The organism is Enterococcus sp. AZ050 (assembly GCF_051715085.1).
Classification (GTDB): Bacteria; Bacillota; Bacilli; order Lactobacillales; family Enterococcaceae; genus Enterococcus; species Enterococcus faecalis.
Genome location: NZ_JBIOTC010000001.1, coordinates 2,753,285 through 2,769,602, shown reverse-complemented (window position 1 = coordinate 2,769,602; position 16,318 = coordinate 2,753,285). Strand labels below are relative to the sequence as shown.

Annotated in this window: 18 protein-coding genes and 1 other RNA gene; 4 read left to right on the top strand and 15 right to left on the bottom strand. The window is 36.4% G+C overall.

Annotation, left to right across the window (positions count from 1 at the left end; translation table 11 throughout):
- The first annotated feature begins 145 nt into the window (after window positions 1-145).
- Complete coding sequence (locus tag IGJ04_RS13685; RefSeq protein ID WP_002360604.1) at window positions 146-451, top strand: DUF898 family protein; 306 nt, start codon at window positions 146-148, stop codon at window positions 449-451.
- A 138-nt stretch (window positions 452-589) separates the two neighbouring features.
- Window positions 590-956, top strand: a transfer-messenger RNA (tmRNA) gene (gene ssrA / locus IGJ04_RS13680).
- 134 nt (window positions 957-1,090) lie between these two features.
- On the opposite strand, the gene IGJ04_RS13675 is transcribed toward ssrA, so the two are convergent.
- The 3 genes from IGJ04_RS13675 to IGJ04_RS13665 all read right to left on the bottom strand — a co-directional run bounded on the left by IGJ04_RS13675 (window position 1,091) and on the right by IGJ04_RS13665 (window position 2,336).
- Entirely contained in the window at window positions 1,091-1,276 is a 186-nt protein-coding gene (locus IGJ04_RS13675; RefSeq protein WP_002384733.1) for a hypothetical protein, read from the bottom strand.
- A complete protein-coding gene (gene entV, locus IGJ04_RS13670; RefSeq protein ID WP_002358120.1) occupies window positions 1,261-1,773 on the bottom strand; it encodes an enterococcin EntV in 513 nt (170 codons plus the stop codon). Before entV ends, IGJ04_RS13675 begins: the two co-directional genes overlap by 16 nt.
- Window positions 1,774-2,132: 359 nt before the next feature.
- A complete protein-coding gene (locus tag IGJ04_RS13665) occupies window positions 2,133-2,336 on the bottom strand; it encodes a DUF378 domain-containing protein (RefSeq protein ID WP_002381996.1) in 204 nt (67 codons plus the stop codon).
- A 195-nt stretch (window positions 2,337-2,531) separates the two neighbouring features.
- On the opposite strand from IGJ04_RS13665, the gene IGJ04_RS13660 reads away from it, so the two are divergent.
- Window positions 2,532-2,825, top strand: coding sequence for a hypothetical protein (locus IGJ04_RS13660; protein ID WP_002358125.1), 294 nt, complete (start codon window positions 2,532-2,534; stop codon window positions 2,823-2,825).
- A gap of 67 nt (window positions 2,826-2,892) precedes the next feature.
- Here IGJ04_RS13660 and srtC read toward each other — a convergent pair whose 3' ends face one another.
- The 4 genes from srtC to ebpA all read right to left on the bottom strand — a co-directional run bounded on the left by srtC (window position 2,893) and on the right by ebpA (window position 10,619).
- Window positions 2,893-3,747, bottom strand: a complete 855-nt coding sequence (gene srtC, locus IGJ04_RS13655) for an Ebp pilus assembly class C sortase (RefSeq protein ID WP_002379311.1) — start codon at window positions 3,745-3,747, stop codon at window positions 2,893-2,895.
- 93 nt (window positions 3,748-3,840) lie between these two features.
- Complete coding sequence (ebpC, locus tag IGJ04_RS13650; RefSeq protein ID WP_002379310.1) at window positions 3,841-5,724, bottom strand: endocarditis and biofilm-associated pilus major subunit EbpC; 1,884 nt, start codon at window positions 5,722-5,724, stop codon at window positions 3,841-3,843.
- Entirely contained in the window at window positions 5,721-7,151 is a 1,431-nt protein-coding gene (gene ebpB, locus IGJ04_RS13645) for an endocarditis and biofilm-associated pilus minor subunit EbpB (protein WP_023894532.1), read from the bottom strand. The genes ebpC and ebpB overlap by 4 nt, the downstream gene beginning before the upstream one ends.
- Window positions 7,152-7,154: 3 nt before the next feature.
- Window positions 7,155-10,619 carry an endocarditis and biofilm-associated pilus tip protein EbpA gene (ebpA, locus tag IGJ04_RS13640; protein WP_154230821.1) on the bottom strand — a complete coding sequence of 1,155 codons (3,465 nt, stop codon included), beginning with the start codon at window positions 10,617-10,619 and terminating at the stop codon, window positions 7,155-7,157.
- A gap of 174 nt (window positions 10,620-10,793) precedes the next feature.
- On the opposite strand from ebpA, the gene IGJ04_RS13635 reads away from it, so the two are divergent.
- Window positions 10,794-12,215, top strand: a complete 1,422-nt coding sequence (locus tag IGJ04_RS13635) for a helix-turn-helix domain-containing protein (protein ID WP_002382000.1) — start codon at window positions 10,794-10,796, stop codon at window positions 12,213-12,215.
- A 185-nt stretch (window positions 12,216-12,400) separates the two neighbouring features.
- Here IGJ04_RS13635 and IGJ04_RS13630 read toward each other — a convergent pair whose 3' ends face one another.
- From IGJ04_RS13630 to IGJ04_RS13595, 8 genes are all read right to left on the bottom strand, one after another.
- A complete protein-coding gene (locus IGJ04_RS13630; RefSeq protein WP_002358131.1) occupies window positions 12,401-12,796 on the bottom strand; it encodes a DUF805 domain-containing protein in 396 nt (131 codons plus the stop codon).
- Window positions 12,797-12,866: 70 nt separating this feature from the next.
- The gene (locus IGJ04_RS13625) at window positions 12,867-13,580 is read right to left on the bottom strand and encodes a DsbA family oxidoreductase (protein ID WP_002369662.1); all 714 of its coding nucleotides are present in this window, start codon (window positions 13,578-13,580) and stop codon (window positions 12,867-12,869) included.
- Window positions 13,581-13,719: 139 nt separating this feature from the next.
- The gene (locus IGJ04_RS13620; RefSeq protein WP_002396414.1) at window positions 13,720-14,166 is read right to left on the bottom strand and encodes a GNAT family N-acetyltransferase; all 447 of its coding nucleotides are present in this window, start codon (window positions 14,164-14,166) and stop codon (window positions 13,720-13,722) included.
- A 369-nt stretch (window positions 14,167-14,535) separates the two neighbouring features.
- Window positions 14,536-14,778, bottom strand: coding sequence for a hypothetical protein (locus IGJ04_RS13615; RefSeq protein ID WP_002358134.1), 243 nt, complete (start codon window positions 14,776-14,778; stop codon window positions 14,536-14,538).
- 70 nt (window positions 14,779-14,848) lie between these two features.
- Window positions 14,849-15,280, bottom strand: coding sequence for a universal stress protein (locus IGJ04_RS13610; RefSeq protein WP_163401983.1), 432 nt, complete (start codon window positions 15,278-15,280; stop codon window positions 14,849-14,851).
- A gap of 52 nt (window positions 15,281-15,332) precedes the next feature.
- Entirely contained in the window at window positions 15,333-15,638 is a 306-nt protein-coding gene (locus IGJ04_RS13605) for a hypothetical protein (protein WP_002358136.1), read from the bottom strand.
- 17 nt (window positions 15,639-15,655) lie between these two features.
- Entirely contained in the window at window positions 15,656-15,853 is a 198-nt protein-coding gene (locus IGJ04_RS13600) for a hypothetical protein (protein ID WP_002360617.1), read from the bottom strand.
- Window positions 15,854-15,924: 71 nt separating this feature from the next.
- Entirely contained in the window at window positions 15,925-16,314 is a 390-nt protein-coding gene (locus IGJ04_RS13595) for a hypothetical protein (RefSeq protein WP_002407077.1), read from the bottom strand.
- Window positions 16,315-16,318: the final 4 nt, after the last annotated feature.

The window sequence follows — 16,318 nt, the reverse complement described above, 5'->3', positions numbered from 1 at the left end:
AAAATATCTAATGCTGCCAAATTTGAGTTGCATAAATAACATATTTCACATCAATAATGAATAAAAATACTTATTTCATCCTCATTTTGTTTCCCAGGCCATTTATTCTTGTTATAATAAAGTTTATGAGATAAGGAGGAAAAGAATGAAAAATTCATATTTTGACGGTGGTTTAGCAACGTATATCGGGACTTCAATTTTAGCAACCTTGATTACTGTCTTTACATTAGGCATTTGCGCACCTTGGGGAATTTGTATGATGTACAACTGGAAAATCAAGCATACCGTTATTGATGGTAAACGCCTTTATTTTGACGGTACAGCTATGCAATTATTCGGTCATTGGATTAAATGGCTTTTATTAACTATAATTACTTTAGGAATTTATGGTTTTTGGTTGAATATCCGTTTGCAACAATGGATTACAAAACATACCCACACACTTTCATAAAAAGAGGAAGGATGAACTGAGTTACGGTCCATCCTTCCTCTTTTTATGAATATCTAACAGAGTGTTATCCTACTCTTTGAAAAAACAAGGAATTTATGCTATACTTTGATAAGTATCAAGGGATACTTATGTTATTTCGGGGGCGTTACGGATTCGACAGGCATAGTTGAGCTTGAATTGCGTTTCGTAGGTTACGGCTACGTTAAAACGTTACAGTTAAATATAACTGCTAAAAACGAAAACAATTCTTTCGCTTTAGCTGCCTAAAAACCAGCTAGCGAAGATCCTCCCGGCATCGCCCATGTGCTCGGGTCAGGGTCCTAATCGAAGTGGGATACGCTAAATTTTTCCGTCTGTAAAATTTAGAGGAGCTTACCAGACTAGCAATACAGAATGCCTGTCACTCGGCACGCTGTAAAGCGAACCTTTAAATGAGTGTCTATGAACGTAGAGATTTAAGTGGCAATATGTTTGGACGCGGGTTCGACTCCCGCCGTCTCCATTTTTAGAAAAGTAGAGAAAAACAAAAAAGAGCTAAAACCTTATAAAATAAAGGTTTTAGCTCTTTTTTTCTATAAGCAAGAGAAGGCTCGTTACCTCCTCTTACACTTCCTATCACATTATCTTTCTAAAACCACTTCATTTTCTTTTTCTATTGGTGATTTTGGGTATTGCATAGAACATGGCTAAAAATATTATTGTTATCAAAAGAGTTTTTAAGATTTCAATTTCTCCTGAATCTATCCAAGTATACACAAAAGCGATGATAAAAGTAATTACTATTTCCGTAACATGATCTTTTAAATTCATTAGCTTAGCCCACATTGAACTGCCCATAAAGCTAGTTGTCCAGCTACAATAATAGCATTCGTCTTTAACCCATTGGCTTTAGCGAAGCGTAATACAGTCACTGCTAATTCTTTCCAGGCTTTCTTTTGTGCAGCTTTTACAATTGCGCTGATACTAATCATTGCAAAAAACTCATCTTTGATTTTGTTAGCAACGCAACTTCCTAATGCATTCCAATTAAAACGTGCTTGAACTACTGTTGAAGCATCAGAAATATTTACATTTAATTCTTCCTCAACTGAAGAAATCTCTTGCTGAGCAAAATTATTTTTGACATAGTTTTTAAAGTTATCTTCCGTCACTCCATTCGCATACATTTCTTCCAGTCCTTTTGCTACAGCCTCAACTTCTGAATCCTCTAGCTGGTCAGATGCATAAACACTTGTACCAGCGCTGATAAAAATACCTAATGTCATTAGTAATGCCATCGCCAAACAAAAAAATTTAGCCTTTTTTGTCACCTGTAATTCCATAAATAAATCCCTACTTTCTTTTTCCTTGTTATAATCATAACAAGGAAAAAGATAATTTATCATCGAAATCCCTATTTGATGCTTATATTTTCCTATATATCCTAGAGCTGATTTTTCTCACTAGTGATCACATCAATTTGAACTAATGATTCAAAAAAAGACACAGGTTATTTGAGGTACGTTCGAGGTAATGCTAGGTTCTATTTTGAAAACAACGCAGCTCTCTTGAAATATTTTTTGAGCTTGTCTAAACCTTCTGAAACGAATATAGAAAATAAAAAAAGAGTCCCCTTTCTCAAGGAAACTCTCAATTGCTAAGTCAAAATAACTTCACGTTATCTAAATCTTTTAAATCAATCCTATGGTTCGCGGAACAAAGGAGCTAAAAACTTAATAGAATAAATCGCACAAATTCCGACAATAATATAGATAATTTTTGCTAATGGTGTGGTTGCACCGCCACTAATTGTTGCAACTAAATCAAAATTAAATGCACCAACTAATAACCAGTTTAAACCTCCGACAATCAATAAAATTAAAGCAATAATATCCAGATATTTCATTTTTAACACTCCTTCCAAATTTGATAAGCCAAGAGTAACACGTTTATTCTTTATTTACGAAAATAATGATTCAGGAAAAAAAACTTTTTTCAATTATTTTCTCGAGTCATTTTTTCATTATTAAGAATTTTATGATATAACTAAAGAGTAGACAAAAACAGATTCATTATCTCTGATAAGAAATGGTGGTTTATTATGCGTGCTAAGTTATTTTTAATTTTGCGGAATCGAGTGTTATCCCGTGTTGTCTTTGTCATTCTATTTTTACATGTGCTTTTTACCACAAATGATTTCACGGTGTTGCTACTCCTCTTACTATTGAATTATTTACTCACGCTTGAGGATAGCGCGAAAAAAAACAGAAAAATCCAAACTTGGCAGGAATTTAAACAGTCGATTGATTGGCCCTTTGTCGCTTTTTATTCAGGGCTTGCTCTTTTAGTTATTTCGTTAATACTTCTGTTTCTCTGGTTCAATTATGCACGATAAGGAGGATTAAAAATTGAAAAGCTATTTTTTTACTCTTTTTTTTAGTATGTTTAGCCTTTTCGTCATACTACTTTGGTTTTCTGGTCGTCTTTTTCCGTCGCTTGTACCAGATAATGAAGCCGCTAATAATTAACGCACAGGCAATTAAAAGTAATGTCCATAATAGTAAATTTTGTTGTTGTGCCACTTTTTTCATCCCCGCTGCTGCTTTTTCTGGTTGATATGGGATACGATGTCCTCGAACTAATAACCGATGACTGTTTATCATATACGGTGTGCAAGTTAATAAAGTGACGAGATCTTGGCCAGACTCAATGTGTAAATCTTTTGTATCAGTTGGTTCAACGGTTTTTATTTGATCTACTTGATAAGCAAGCGTCTTCCCATTGACTTCGATATAAAATTCATCGCCTTTTTTTAATTCTGGCAAATCTGTAAATAATTTGGCTTGAGGGAGACCACGATGGCCTGAAATGACCGCATGTGTATTCGTACCACCTGTAGGATAGGAGGTTCCTTCTAACAAGGAGCTTCCTTTTTCCAATAGCAATGCATTCGTTTTATCAAAAATTGGTAAACGGACATTTATTTTTGGAATGGTTAAAACACCAATCGTATGACTTTCAAAATAGGATTTGTCTGGTTTTTTCGTTGTTTTTTGCGTTTCAGAAAAAGGATCTAATCCAGGATTGCTGCCTTTTTTCGCTAATTCTTGGTTTTTCTTTTCCATTTTTTCTTGAAGTTCAGCCATTTCTTTGGTGTTTTCTTGGCTTGCTTTTGCTTGATAATGAGCGATAATTTGTTGATCCAGATAGTTATTTAATGCATCGCTAACAAAAGGATACGCAAATGCACCTATTCCAATAATCAGTAAAAGAATCATAAAACCATCAATGATACGACGTTTCTTTTTTGACTTCATTGCTTCCTCCTTAAAAATAAAGCATGAGAGCCTGGGACAGTGATTGGCCCAGGCTCTTTGTTTTTCTAAAAATTTCTTCGGTGATGCTAGAAATTAAGCATTTTCTTTTCTACGTCTAGCAAAGTAGACTCCTGCAATAAGTAGCAAGACTGCGCCACTTCCTAAGTAAACGTAGATTCCTTTGCCACCTGTTGAAGGTAAGGTACCTTTGTGTTTGTTTGGTACTTTTTCTGGTGAAACTAGGTTTTCTGTTGTGCCATATGATTGTTCATTGACCACAAATTCAATCCGATTTGTTAACAAGACATAATCATCAGGAGCTACAGTTTCTTCTAAATAATAGGTACCGTATTTAAGCCCTGTGATATCAACTAATCCATCAGCCGTTGTTGTAAAAGTAGTTGCTTCAGCTTTTGTTTTCACCCAAGTTGCTGCTTTCGTTGTTTCATCGATTTTCAAATAATTTGCTGTGTCGCTGTTTTGATCACGGACGACAAAGGAAGCTCCCGCCAAGGCTTGTGTCGCTGTCACATCGCCATCGACTTTAATGAAACGTTTCCCACCTGTCACAACTTCAACAGTTGGTGGTGTTTGGTCGTCGGTATGACCGTTATCAACATTCGCCTCATTTTTAAAGCCTTTCGTAGGATCTGCTTTTTCATTTAAATGCATAAAGTAAACGAATTTTAGTGTGCCGCCTGGTGTTAGCGTAGGAATATACGCTGGATTAACGGCGACAGTGAAGCCATTTGCTTGTTCAGTCACTTGATAATTTTCAGGAGCAATCACTGTATCCCCATCATATAACGCATAAGCATACTCTCCAGAAGTCACGTTATCAAAAGTTAAGGCTGCATCATGTTTATCAACTAAATTGAATTTGACGTATTTATTAGCGTCGCCTTCTTTGTCTGCAATCCCCAATGGAATATTTACAGAAATTTGATATTTAATTTTTTCGCCAATTGCCACATCTTTACCATCTAAGCTTGGTGTTGTTTTATCAACTTTAGAGGTATCATTTTTGACTGTTTTTTCAACAGGTGTTTGATTGTTTGCTTCAATTGTAAATGGTGTTTTTGTTTGATTTTCAATTAATTCTGCATTATTTGGAGCTTTTACTTCTTCTAAAATATACGAACCAACCTCAAGATTTTTAACTGTTAATTCTCCCGTTCCATTCTCTGCTTCTGTGAAATCATTTTCGCCAATTTCATAACTTTTCCCAGTAATAAAGCGTTTTGCTTGTTCTTTATCCGTTGTCCATGTATATAATCCATCTTTGACTCCTTGGATATATTTTACTGTGCCTGGTGAGCCTTCGCTTTTAGAAATAACAAATTCTGCGCCATTTAATCCTTCATTTTCAGCAGTTCCTACTTTTTTCACATGTAAACTACCATCATTGGCTACCACATTTTTAGGATAAATATGAACAACCGCTAATTCTTCTGTTCCATATTTATAGGAACCATCTGTTTGCTTGATCATTTCGTAAACTGGGAACGCCACCACCATATTCGTAGCAGCAACTACACCCTCTTTTGGTTCTTCTTTAATGGTATACACTGCATCTTTACCATTTTGTTTTTTAGGTAACTGAACAGTGACATTCCCATTTGCATCGGTGGTTCCTTGAGCAACAGGTTTCCCAGGAGTTAAACTTTGGACAGCTTGTTTAGCTGCATCAACGCTTGCGCCTGCCGCTCGTTGCTCGTAAAATTCGTTCGTCACGTTATAAATACTAAACGTCACATCTGCCAGTCCTTGATATTTATCAAACTCGCTCATTTCTTTCCCGCTATTTTGAATAAGCGGATCTGGTAAATCCGTCATTTTCTTTTTGTGAATCACGAGCTGTGCGCTCTCCCCATTTTCTTCTGCAAATGCAGTTGTTGTCCCTAATACACTTGTGAAAAGTGGCAAAATTAGTAACAAGGTACTAACGGTGTACCAAACTTTTTTTAATTGCTTCATTTTCTCTCTCCTCTTTTTTGTTTTTGATAAAATAGCCAAATGACTACCATCCCAATGATTAGCAGGCCTGCAATCGTCAACCAAATAGAACGTTCTTCATTTGTTTTTGGTAAGAAGCCTGACTCTTTTACTTTTTTATTGATTACATGTAACGGTGCTGTTCGTTGTCCGTTCGTTGCATAAGAATTTTTTCCCACCGTAAAAGGAATTTCTGTTTGATTCAGAAGATAACCTTTTGGTGCAGAGATTTCTTCCAAGAAGTACTGGCCATCTTTTAAGCCTTTAACTGAAAATTCACCGGCTTGATTAGACGTGAATTTTTTAGCTAATGCTTTTTCTTTTTGCCAACGATACCCGTTTGCTGTTTCATTGAGGTATTCCCCCGCTTGATTTTTGACGATAAAAACAGCCTCTGGCAAGGTGATTTTCGCATTTTCACTATCAACTTTGACAAAAGACTTGCCGCCTGTACGAACTGTGGCTCTTTTAGTCAAGGTATGTTTGTCCGTGACTAATTGTCCTTCGTTGTTAATCGCAGTGTCAGGTTCAGCGGTCTTTTCTAAACGCATTTGATACGACACAGTCATTGTTTGATTTGCAAAGTTTTGTAAGTCTTTAATTGAAAAATCAAGCGTAAATCCATGCTTTTGCGTCGTCAGTGTGTAACCTGTAGTAACTGTTTTTCCAGCCACTTTTACCTCAATTGATTCTGGTAAAAGTGTCAACGTTGTATCCGCCTTATCTGACAAACGGAATTCCTGATATCCTAAAATATTCGCTGGAATCTGAGTCGTTAACTGATAGTTAATGTGCTCTCCTTGATTAAAGCCTTGTTGCTTATCGAGTACCGTTTTTTCAAGTGGTGGTAAGTCATAGGCATTTTCTTCATTTTTTGGATATAAATGAATATGCGTTAACGATTGCCCTTGTGGATCTTGAACAGGCAAAATCACTACTAGGTTGCTAGCTTTTTCCTTTACCACTTCTGGTGCTTCCGCTTCAACAAATAAATAGGCTTTATCTCGTTGCTGCGAATCTTTGCTAGCTAATGAAAAAGAAACCACTCCATCTTCTCCATTTATTGTCTGTGTTTTATCTTCTGCGATCGGTTTTCTATTTGTTGCACCGGTTTCTGCTAATTGACGCTGTGCCTCTTGGACCGTTTTTCCTTCAGAACGAAGCTGATAAAACGGATCCGTCACATCATAGACTTGATAAGTGACGTCATTTAAGCCCCGATAATTTTGAAGCAGCGTTCCCTCTTCCCCTGTGTTTTGCTGCTGTTCTGGTAATTGACCATCAGGGAACAATAATTTGTGCAACGTAACTTGAACGCTTGCTTGCGATGCCTCTGCTAATGCTTGATGTGAAAACCCGAAAAGAGCGAGTAGCATGACGCAAATACTTAACCAACGTGCGTTTTTCATTGATTACACACTCCCTTCTGGTCGTCTAATAAAGAGATAAACACCCGCTATCACGAATGTACTAATCGCTATCAAGTAAAACCACAAGCGTCCTATGCCACCAGTTTCAGGTAAAGGAACCTTTGCTTGGTTAGTAACATCTAAAGTAATTTGATTATTCTTCTCTCCAGAAATTAAAACATCTGCTACTTTTTCCCCATCTATCGTGACTGAACCATCTTCACGAATTATTAATTCGATTGGTTCTTTTAACCCCTGATATCCTTCTGGCGTAAAGGTTTCTGTTAGAACATATTTCCCTGGTTTTAAGTTTTCAAAAACAAAAGTATCCGTTTCTTTGCCATCTTTTGGTAATTCAATATCCGTATCTGGTCCTGTTAAACGGAATTTCGCTCCTTTAAGTGGCGTCTGATTATCGGCTTTTTTATGAACCGTTAAGTCAAAAGGTTTCAAATGATTTTGATGTGTCAGTGTCCATTCTGGCGCATTTTCTTCAATATTTTTGCCTGCATAGTGAATTTCCCCATATTTATCAACAGTAAATTCATAATTTCCAGCAAGAGTGTCGTATCCTAATGGTCCTGATTGTTCCACCATTCGATACTCACCAGGTTCACTAATTTTAAAATAGCTCAATCCTGCAGTATCTGTTTTTTGAGTTGCCACAGTTTGGTAACTTCCTTGAGCATTTTTTCTTTGCAACGCAAAAGTCGCCTCTGCTAAGTTCACTTGTTTGCCATTTTGCATGGTGTATTTTCTAATTCTGATTGGCAAAGAAGAAAATTTATTTTCAATTTCCAATGGAATAACTTGATTTGTGGTGGTCACTTCTTGTCCATCGATGCTTACTTTGCCTTGCTCATTCACCTCAATTTGCCAAGTCGTTTTCTTACCTAACTCATGTCCTGCAGGTGCTTTTACTTCAGTTAATATATAGCGTTCCCCTTTTTGTAGGCGCACATCTTTTGGCAAGGAATAGCTACCATCTTTATTGTCCACTAATGTTGTCTGAACATTTTTACCACTCAATTCAAAAACGGCTCCCACTAAGTTTTTCTCACCTGAGGAAGAATTTTTGATTACTTTTAAATCTAATGGCTTGAACTGCTTCGTGTTTTTCCAAGTAGTATCGTCGATTTTTTCTTGACTGTAACCAGGAACTGCTAATTCACGGGTTGTTTGATAATTGAAAGCTTGTCCTTGATTGTTGTATTGGGGAAGTCCAAGAACTTCTTGATAGCTTTCATCCGCGGTTTTGGAAAGTTGGGTTACATTTTTGCGCTCCCAACTATTGCTGGTATCATTTTCTGGTTTTGATAATTTAATATACCCAGTTTGCCAGTTGGCTGTGTCAGTTACTTGCTTTCTACTAATTTCATAAATCACGTTATCTGGCCGACTTATTGGGTCTTGATCATACTCTTCCCAGATTTTTTTCACGTTTAACTTCACGCCAGGTGCTTTTCCCGAAGGAACCCCAAAATCAACTTTTTCAGGGGCCGTGGCTAATGGCTGAAACGTTGTCCGACCATTCATTTGATACCAAAAATCAGGTTTGAAGTTTTCTGACTCTGTTTGAATACGTACTTGATAATGAATTTGAATTTCTTGCCCTTTACCCAAATAAATCTCATTACTATTAATTGTAGCGCCTGTTAGCGACACTTCTGGTAATGTTTGAACCTGAACAGGACCCACACTTTTCATTGATAATGTATTTGGCTCGTATTTAAAAGGTTCAGCAATTGGATCAACTACTTTTCCGTTTACAACCGTTCCTGAAATCTGAACGGCTTTTTTCGCTAAATAATCAGAAATGTCTGGTGCATAATCCGCTGATTCATAATAAAGGTCTCCATTTTCATCGGCTGACACCATCTCACGCATTTTATCTTCAACTTGTTGTTTAGATAAATTAGCTCGTGGATCGCTTTGCAATTGAATGCCCAATCCATGTATTTCAATCCCGCGTTGTTTTAAGGCCATTGCCTCACCTATCGTGGCGATAAACGTACTGTTAATTCGTTTATTGATATTGTTTTGATCTGGCGCATTATAGCTACCAGAGATATAAGAAGTGCTACCTGGTTGATCTTGTCGATTCGTAAATTGTGTCCCGTAAAAGCGACCATCCGCCTCTGTTTGAACTCGACTCACTTTATAAGAGAAGGTTGGGACGCCATCCGTTAAAAGTACAATAACTTTCTTATGTCCATTTGGCGTTGCTAACATATCACCAGCATCTCTTAATGCTTTTTGAGTGAAAGTTCCTCCTCTAGTGCTACTTGGCGTAATATTTTTAATTGGATTTTTGACTGTATCAAACGGCCCCATTTGAATGGCGTTGTTATTATAACCGTCACTTGAGTAGCCAACATAGCCCATGTTGATGTTATTGGTAATACCGCTATCTGCCAATGTATCAACAAAACGGTTCACTCCTTTTTGAACTTCACCAATCCGATTGTTTTCATTCATACTACCGGACCAGTCAACGACTAAGACCAAATCCAATGGCGTGATTTCTTTCTGAACATTCCCACGCACATTAAGATATACATCAAAAAGCCCTGGTGTTGTTGTTTCTCTAGCATATTTTCGGATGGCATAATCGGCTTGGTCTCCTGTACCGCCATACTCAATATAAGAATTTGTGCGATTAGTAGGGTCCCCATTCCAACTCGTTTGGCCGTCCCATTGTGCACTACCGTCTTTATTCCCTTGATGGTTTAACACATTTTGATTGCCTGTGGGCTGCCAATTAGCTGTCGGATAAGTCCCAGAATTATCCGTCGTGTATTGTGGTGCAATTAAAGGCAGTGCCAGATTCGCTCTCAAAGTAGCTGGCGCCATTCTTGCTTCTGCAAATGGATTGGTTACCTCTTCTGTTGCGGTCGGCTGTTCTGTTTTTTCTGGAGCCGAATCATTTTTGTTAGTTTCTTTCGTATTTTCTGGTACAGTTATTTTTTCTGGTTCAGTTGATTCTTTAGCAGAATCCTCTACTGTTATTTTTTCAGAAGTAACTGAAACATCATATTCGTTGTTTTCATACAATAACTTAGGTGGCTGAGCTGTTTGAAGCGAACTTTGCTCAACAGCTAACGAAAGCTGTACCGGCTTTTTTACTTGTGCGTCCAAAGTCAGATAAAGCGTACCATTAGTCACTTGGTAAGAATATCCGTCTTTTTCAATTACAGCAGTATCCATGAACTGTGCATTTTTCAATTGAATTTCTCGTTGTAATGGCTGCTCTGTTTGGTTGAGAAGATTTAACTCGATATTAATATTCGTTTTATCATTCTCATCTGTTATCATTTGAGCGGATGTAATTTCAACTTCTTTGGCTGTTTCTGCATAGCCAATGAGCGGTATGAAATAGGATGAGACAAGTAAAAAGACTACGCCGAAAACCCCAAATTTCTTTAGTAATTTAATGTCTGTTCTCTCCTTTCTTTTATGAATTAACAGTTAAATTAGAATTGCCTAGCACGTAAAATTTCATTATTCTAATCTGATAATTATTATACAGAGAAGGAGCTCATTAAATCACACCAGCTTTCATACCAAGCGGTTTCATTTCTGAAATTGCGTTATTGTTTCGATGATTGTTTCATTAAAGTAAAGGACTTGGGAGGAAACAATATGATTAGGTTTTTAGAAAAAAATTATCGGAAAATGGAAGAAATCATTCGTGTCTTATCCATTTCTGATAAATGGATGACTAAAAAAGAACTTGCAAAATATATTGGTAGTTCTGAGTCTACTTTTATTCGTTATATTGAGGAGATTAAACAGCGTTGGGGCGAAAGTTTAACCATTAAAACATCGCATAAATTAGGCTATCGTTTAGAAAACTTTAATGTGTCCTTATATTTAAACGTGCTGACGGATATGGCAAAAACGTCAACGACCACCCAATTGCTCCATGAGTTTATCCAAAATCCTGGCAAAACCATCGAATATTATTGCGATACCATCAATATTAGTCGCTCTTCTTTTGCTCGAAAATTGAAGCAGTGTAATCAGGTCTTGGAAACTTACTCTCTTCGCGTTATCGTTGATCAAGGCTATCAATTAACTAGCCAAACAGAAGAATTGCCTTTACGTATTTTTACAACCTTTTTCTTTTTAATGTATTATGGTCATTATGAATTGCCTTATCAATTAGATAAGCAGGAAATCAAACAATTAATGCGTCGTAATCAATGCCAATTAAATATTATTAGTATGGATAACAGTTATGAACACGATTTCTTTATTATGTATTTTATTGTTGATTTATTAAGAGAGCATCAAGGATTTCAACAACGTTTCCAGAAAAAAACAGATAAAAAGAGTCCGATTAAAATGGAAGATTATCTTTTACTCAGTCGTCATTTTACTGGGCTCAGCCGTGAAACCTATCGGGAAGTTCTCCGATATTTTCAAAGAGGCGCTTTTCAGCAATACTACTCCGAAGACCAAGAAGTCATCAGTCAAAGAATACGTGAAAATTTAAAATTTAATGCTTTTTCACAGATTGAACAATTAACAGAAGAAGTCGTCGACTTCGCTGTTCACTTGTTAACCTGTCTTTATTTGTTTTCTCAATTAGTGCCTTTTGACACCTCCGAATTGACACAAAGGGCCACCTTTTTCACTCGACAAATTCATTTTACTCAGCTTCACTTATATGCACGATTAAAAGCAGAATTGCATTTCTTTTCCGCTCTTTTAGAAACAAATCTATTAAACTATTCATCTTCTTATATTTTTTGGTTGCTTAATACTTTTCCAGAAATTAACCAGAGTTTCGACTCAAAAAAGATTTTGATTATTAGCGACATGGGCCTGAATCATAGTCAATATATTGGAAACTATGTCCACGATATTTTAGCTTTGCATCGGATTCGTTCAAATACGTTAGCAATTACGGAAGAACAATTAGGTGACCATCGACTCGAAGAATTTGACTTGATTATTACCAATCAACCAATTATTGAAACCAGTGTTCCAAGTATTTTAATTAATGATGCTATCTTATTTTCTAACAAAAGAGAATTGCTCGATTTATTAAACTTTTAACGTCTTAATGGTTTTCCCTATCTACCAAAAAGATAGCCCTTTTAGCAAGAACCGCGTAATGTGAGGTGCCATCATACAGAAGATATTTTTATTTTTCTGAAATAAAAAAGAAAATAGGACATAAGTCATTCCGACTTATGTCCTATTTTCACTCTTAAGATAATCAGCTAAACGAAATCAGCAAATTAAATTTCTGATTGATTCACTGGCCATCTTGTGTGACTTTTACTTGGCAAAATTAATGTAATGAAGATCACTAAAGTACCGATAAAAGGAAGTAAATAGAATAAAATCCACCAGTTACTGTGGTCGCGATCATGCAATCTTCTTGCTCGAACAGTAAAGTTTGCCAACCAAATTAAAGCAGTCAGCAAGAAAAAGATAATGGTCACAGTATTCCATTCTTTAATGATTGTTCCATCATTGGGTGTTACTTCAATATATCTGTAAACGCCCGTAATTGCTGAATAAATCCCTAACACCAAATAATTAATTAATTGTGGCCACCAATATTGTGCTCGTGTTGCTGACGCATTCATTGTTGTAATATTATTCCAGTATTCTCTATACGCGTTAAACATATTATCACCCCCGCATTAACTATTACAGAAGTCTTTCGTTTTGTCAAAGAATAACGTTATTTTATGCCGCTTAATGACACGTCCATGTGCCTTCCTTAAACTCACACGAAGCTGACTCTTCAGAAGAAGGAGTTAATGAAACTAACGGTTGCTGTTGTTTTTCTTCTGCGAGAATTTTTTGAATAGTTTGGCTGATTTGCTGTTTCGGTACTGCACCATTAATTAAATATTTTTGATTAATGATTAGTGCGGGAACTCCTTGTAGACCATAAGCAGAAGCTAGCGCGAAATCTTCTTGAACCGCCGTCCAAACAGCCTCGGAAGCAACAGCTTCTTTCCATAAAGCAAAATCAATCGTTGTCTCTTTTACTAGCTCCTCAATTACTTCTGGCTCTTCAATATTTAAACTTCTCATAAATAAACCTTCTTGTAACTTATCAAACAGTAACCAATAGGTGTCTTGATTGCCAATGTATCCAGCTGCTTTTGCTGCTAATAATGCATTCTTTGATGTTGGAAAATCAAATCGTTGCTTCCTCATCCCTTCAATATTAAAACGATGCTTTGAATCGTTTTGATTGGCATGCACCCAATGCGTCAAAACTTCTTCTTTTACTGCTGCTCGTGAGCCAAACATTGTTTCAAAATCGTTTGCTGACCACCCCAACGCAAACGACCGATGAATCAATTCAATTTCAGGAAATTCTTGTTGAATCTCATGCATGCGGTCAGACATTGGAAAACAAAAACTACAAATAACATCATGGAAAAATTCTATTTTCATCCTTACCCTCCAGTAACTCTTTTTTCAAAACAGATTGAACTAAATTTACCATTTTACTTACTAAAAGTAAACAAATGAAGCCAATTAAAAGAAAAAGATGAAACAAAATGCGCTATGGCTTTTGTCTCACCTGTTCTATCTACTTATTCTGATGTGTCCATTCCATTACCCGCTCACCATTCGTATCTAATTCACCATTAAATACAAAACCGAGTTGTTGATACAACCGAATTGCTGAGCTGTTCGTATCATAAACACTCAAGTATAGCTTGTTTGTTTGGTATTTTTCTATTAGCATTAACATTAAAAGTCGACAGGCTGCTTTCCCATAACCTTGTCCTTGGAACCGTTGATCAATTAAAAAGCGGTCTAGCCAAACGCGCCCATCTTGCCAACGTCCATACATAGCATAGCCGATTAATTGATTGCCGTCATAAATACCTGCCGATTCCCATTCTGGAAATTGGTCTGATTCTTTTAGATTTTCTGCCATTGATTCAATGAAGGTTTGTTGTTCAGCGAAAACTTGTAGGTTTTCCACTGCTTTACGATTATCGCTTGTTACTTTTTCAAAATGTATTTCCATTGTTTTCACCTAATTAGTTGTTATTTTCTGCATACTTGTATTCTTTCTTGCTTCTTATTTTAACATACTTATTTCCCTTTGCTTTCTCTAACTCTCTGTGATTATACATTTCTCTTTTTTATGGGAAATCTTCCCTATAAATGGAGACTCTTTTCAAGAGATTTCTTTTTACACTACCCGTTTCAAATGATATAAATGATATATAGAGTGTTTTAACTATGTGCAACATGATTAAAAGTTAACTGTTGGGGAGCAGTTAACTTTTTCTTTTTAACCACAAAAGAGAGGATCCGCTGTGAGAAATAACTGCAGTGGATGCTCCCTTTTGTATATTATTTATTTACTAGCCGATAGTTGAAAGCTTTCCCGTTACTCAGTAGTATCGATTTTGTCTTCTTGACTATCTAAAGAACGGTCAACTTTTTCGTCGTAACTTTCCATGGAATTTTCATTTTTATGTTTCTGCTTATCGACCGTTTTATCGACTTTTTCTTTCTGTCGATCAATTGTTTTTTCCATCTCTTCGCCAGCCGAGGTACAACCACTCAGTAAAAGGAAACTTGTGAATAAAAACGCTGACAAGATAACTGTTTTTCCGATTTTTGTTTTCATAAACTCACCTCTCGTTTAATTTAAAAAAACGTCCCGATAAAACATTGTTCCCTTGATTATTTACTCACAATTAGCGAACGACTAAGACATTGCACAAAGCATGGTTAACCACATAATCTGTAGTAGAACCAATCAAGGTTCGTTGAATAGCACCTCTTCCCGTGGCACCTAGCACAATTAAATCTATGGTATAATTTTCAGAAATCGTATTGGCAAGATAACGTTTTGGGCTCCCAAGTTCAACAATTTTTTTGACTGTTTTTACACCAATTTCACTCGCTTGTTTTGCCTTTCCAGTGAGCATCTCTTCTGACTTGTGTTTTTCTAAATCATACAATTCTTCAAAAGAAAATGGACTCGTCGTAAATTCAGCATCATTAATAATTGTAGCTAAATAAAGAGTGGCTTGTTCCTCTTTGGCAATCCTGACAGCTTCATGAAAAGCTTTTTCAGATTGATCTGAGCCATCAAGAGCAACCAAAATATGTTGATATACTGACATTTTATCCGCCTCCTTAACCAAATTAAGAATCAAAACTAACACAACAGCTGTGTTACATTTTAGTGGCTATCTGTTGTAATTTTTCCACGGTTAATGCTTGATAATTTGTTTCTTCAAGTAGTCCCGTTTGAATTTCAACAGAAACATCTTCCGTACATGTTTCTAAAAACATTGTGGCATAATCAAACTGTTGCTCTAAGAATGTTTCATACTCCAGTCGACAACGTAAAAATTCTTTCGCGGTATCCGAAACATGTAAACACATGCGGCGCTTATTCGCTTTCTTGGTTATCACAAAATAGGTTCCCTCTAAAATCGTGGTAATCTCTTCAATAATATACGCTGCATCTTTTACCATTCTGTCAATCCAGTCCTTTATTTGTTTTCAGTGTCGTTGCTTTTTTCTTTGTCGTCACTTAACAGCTCTTTAATTTTTTCACGATTGTCGTATAACTTTTTTCCTACGCCCACTAAGGCGCCGCCTGCCAATAACTTTGTTAAAAAGCCGCCATTTGCGTTTGTTTTTTTGCCATGGTGTCCTTTTAAATGATGTCCCATCCTAGCCACCTCCATAATTTTTATTTCTATTACCCATGAACATTATCTCATATGTTTTCACAAAACGCACGTATAACAATAGTTTTTTAATCAAGGCTCGACCACTTTGTAAACTCATGACTTTTAATATGCCGAATCTCTTCAAATAAAATATGTGTATGTCCAACTTTTGCATACTCCATTGAACTCATCCCTTCAAAAACACCAACAATTGGCGGTTGAACACGGCCATAATCATCCAATGTATTCAATTGGATTTCTAAAACCTGGTTATTTTTTAAAGACTGCTCTAAGTATTCTTCAATTTCTTCTGTTGTCTGTTGCGGTAAGCGTTCAAACGCTCTCTTAGAATATTCGTCAGAAGCTTCGATTCCTTCTTGTAACTCCCCCAATGCAAAAGCGGTCGCCCATTTCAGTTCAAAGGGCCGATCATGGTACTCATTATAAGGTGTAAATTCTTTTTTTGTTCGTTTCATGATG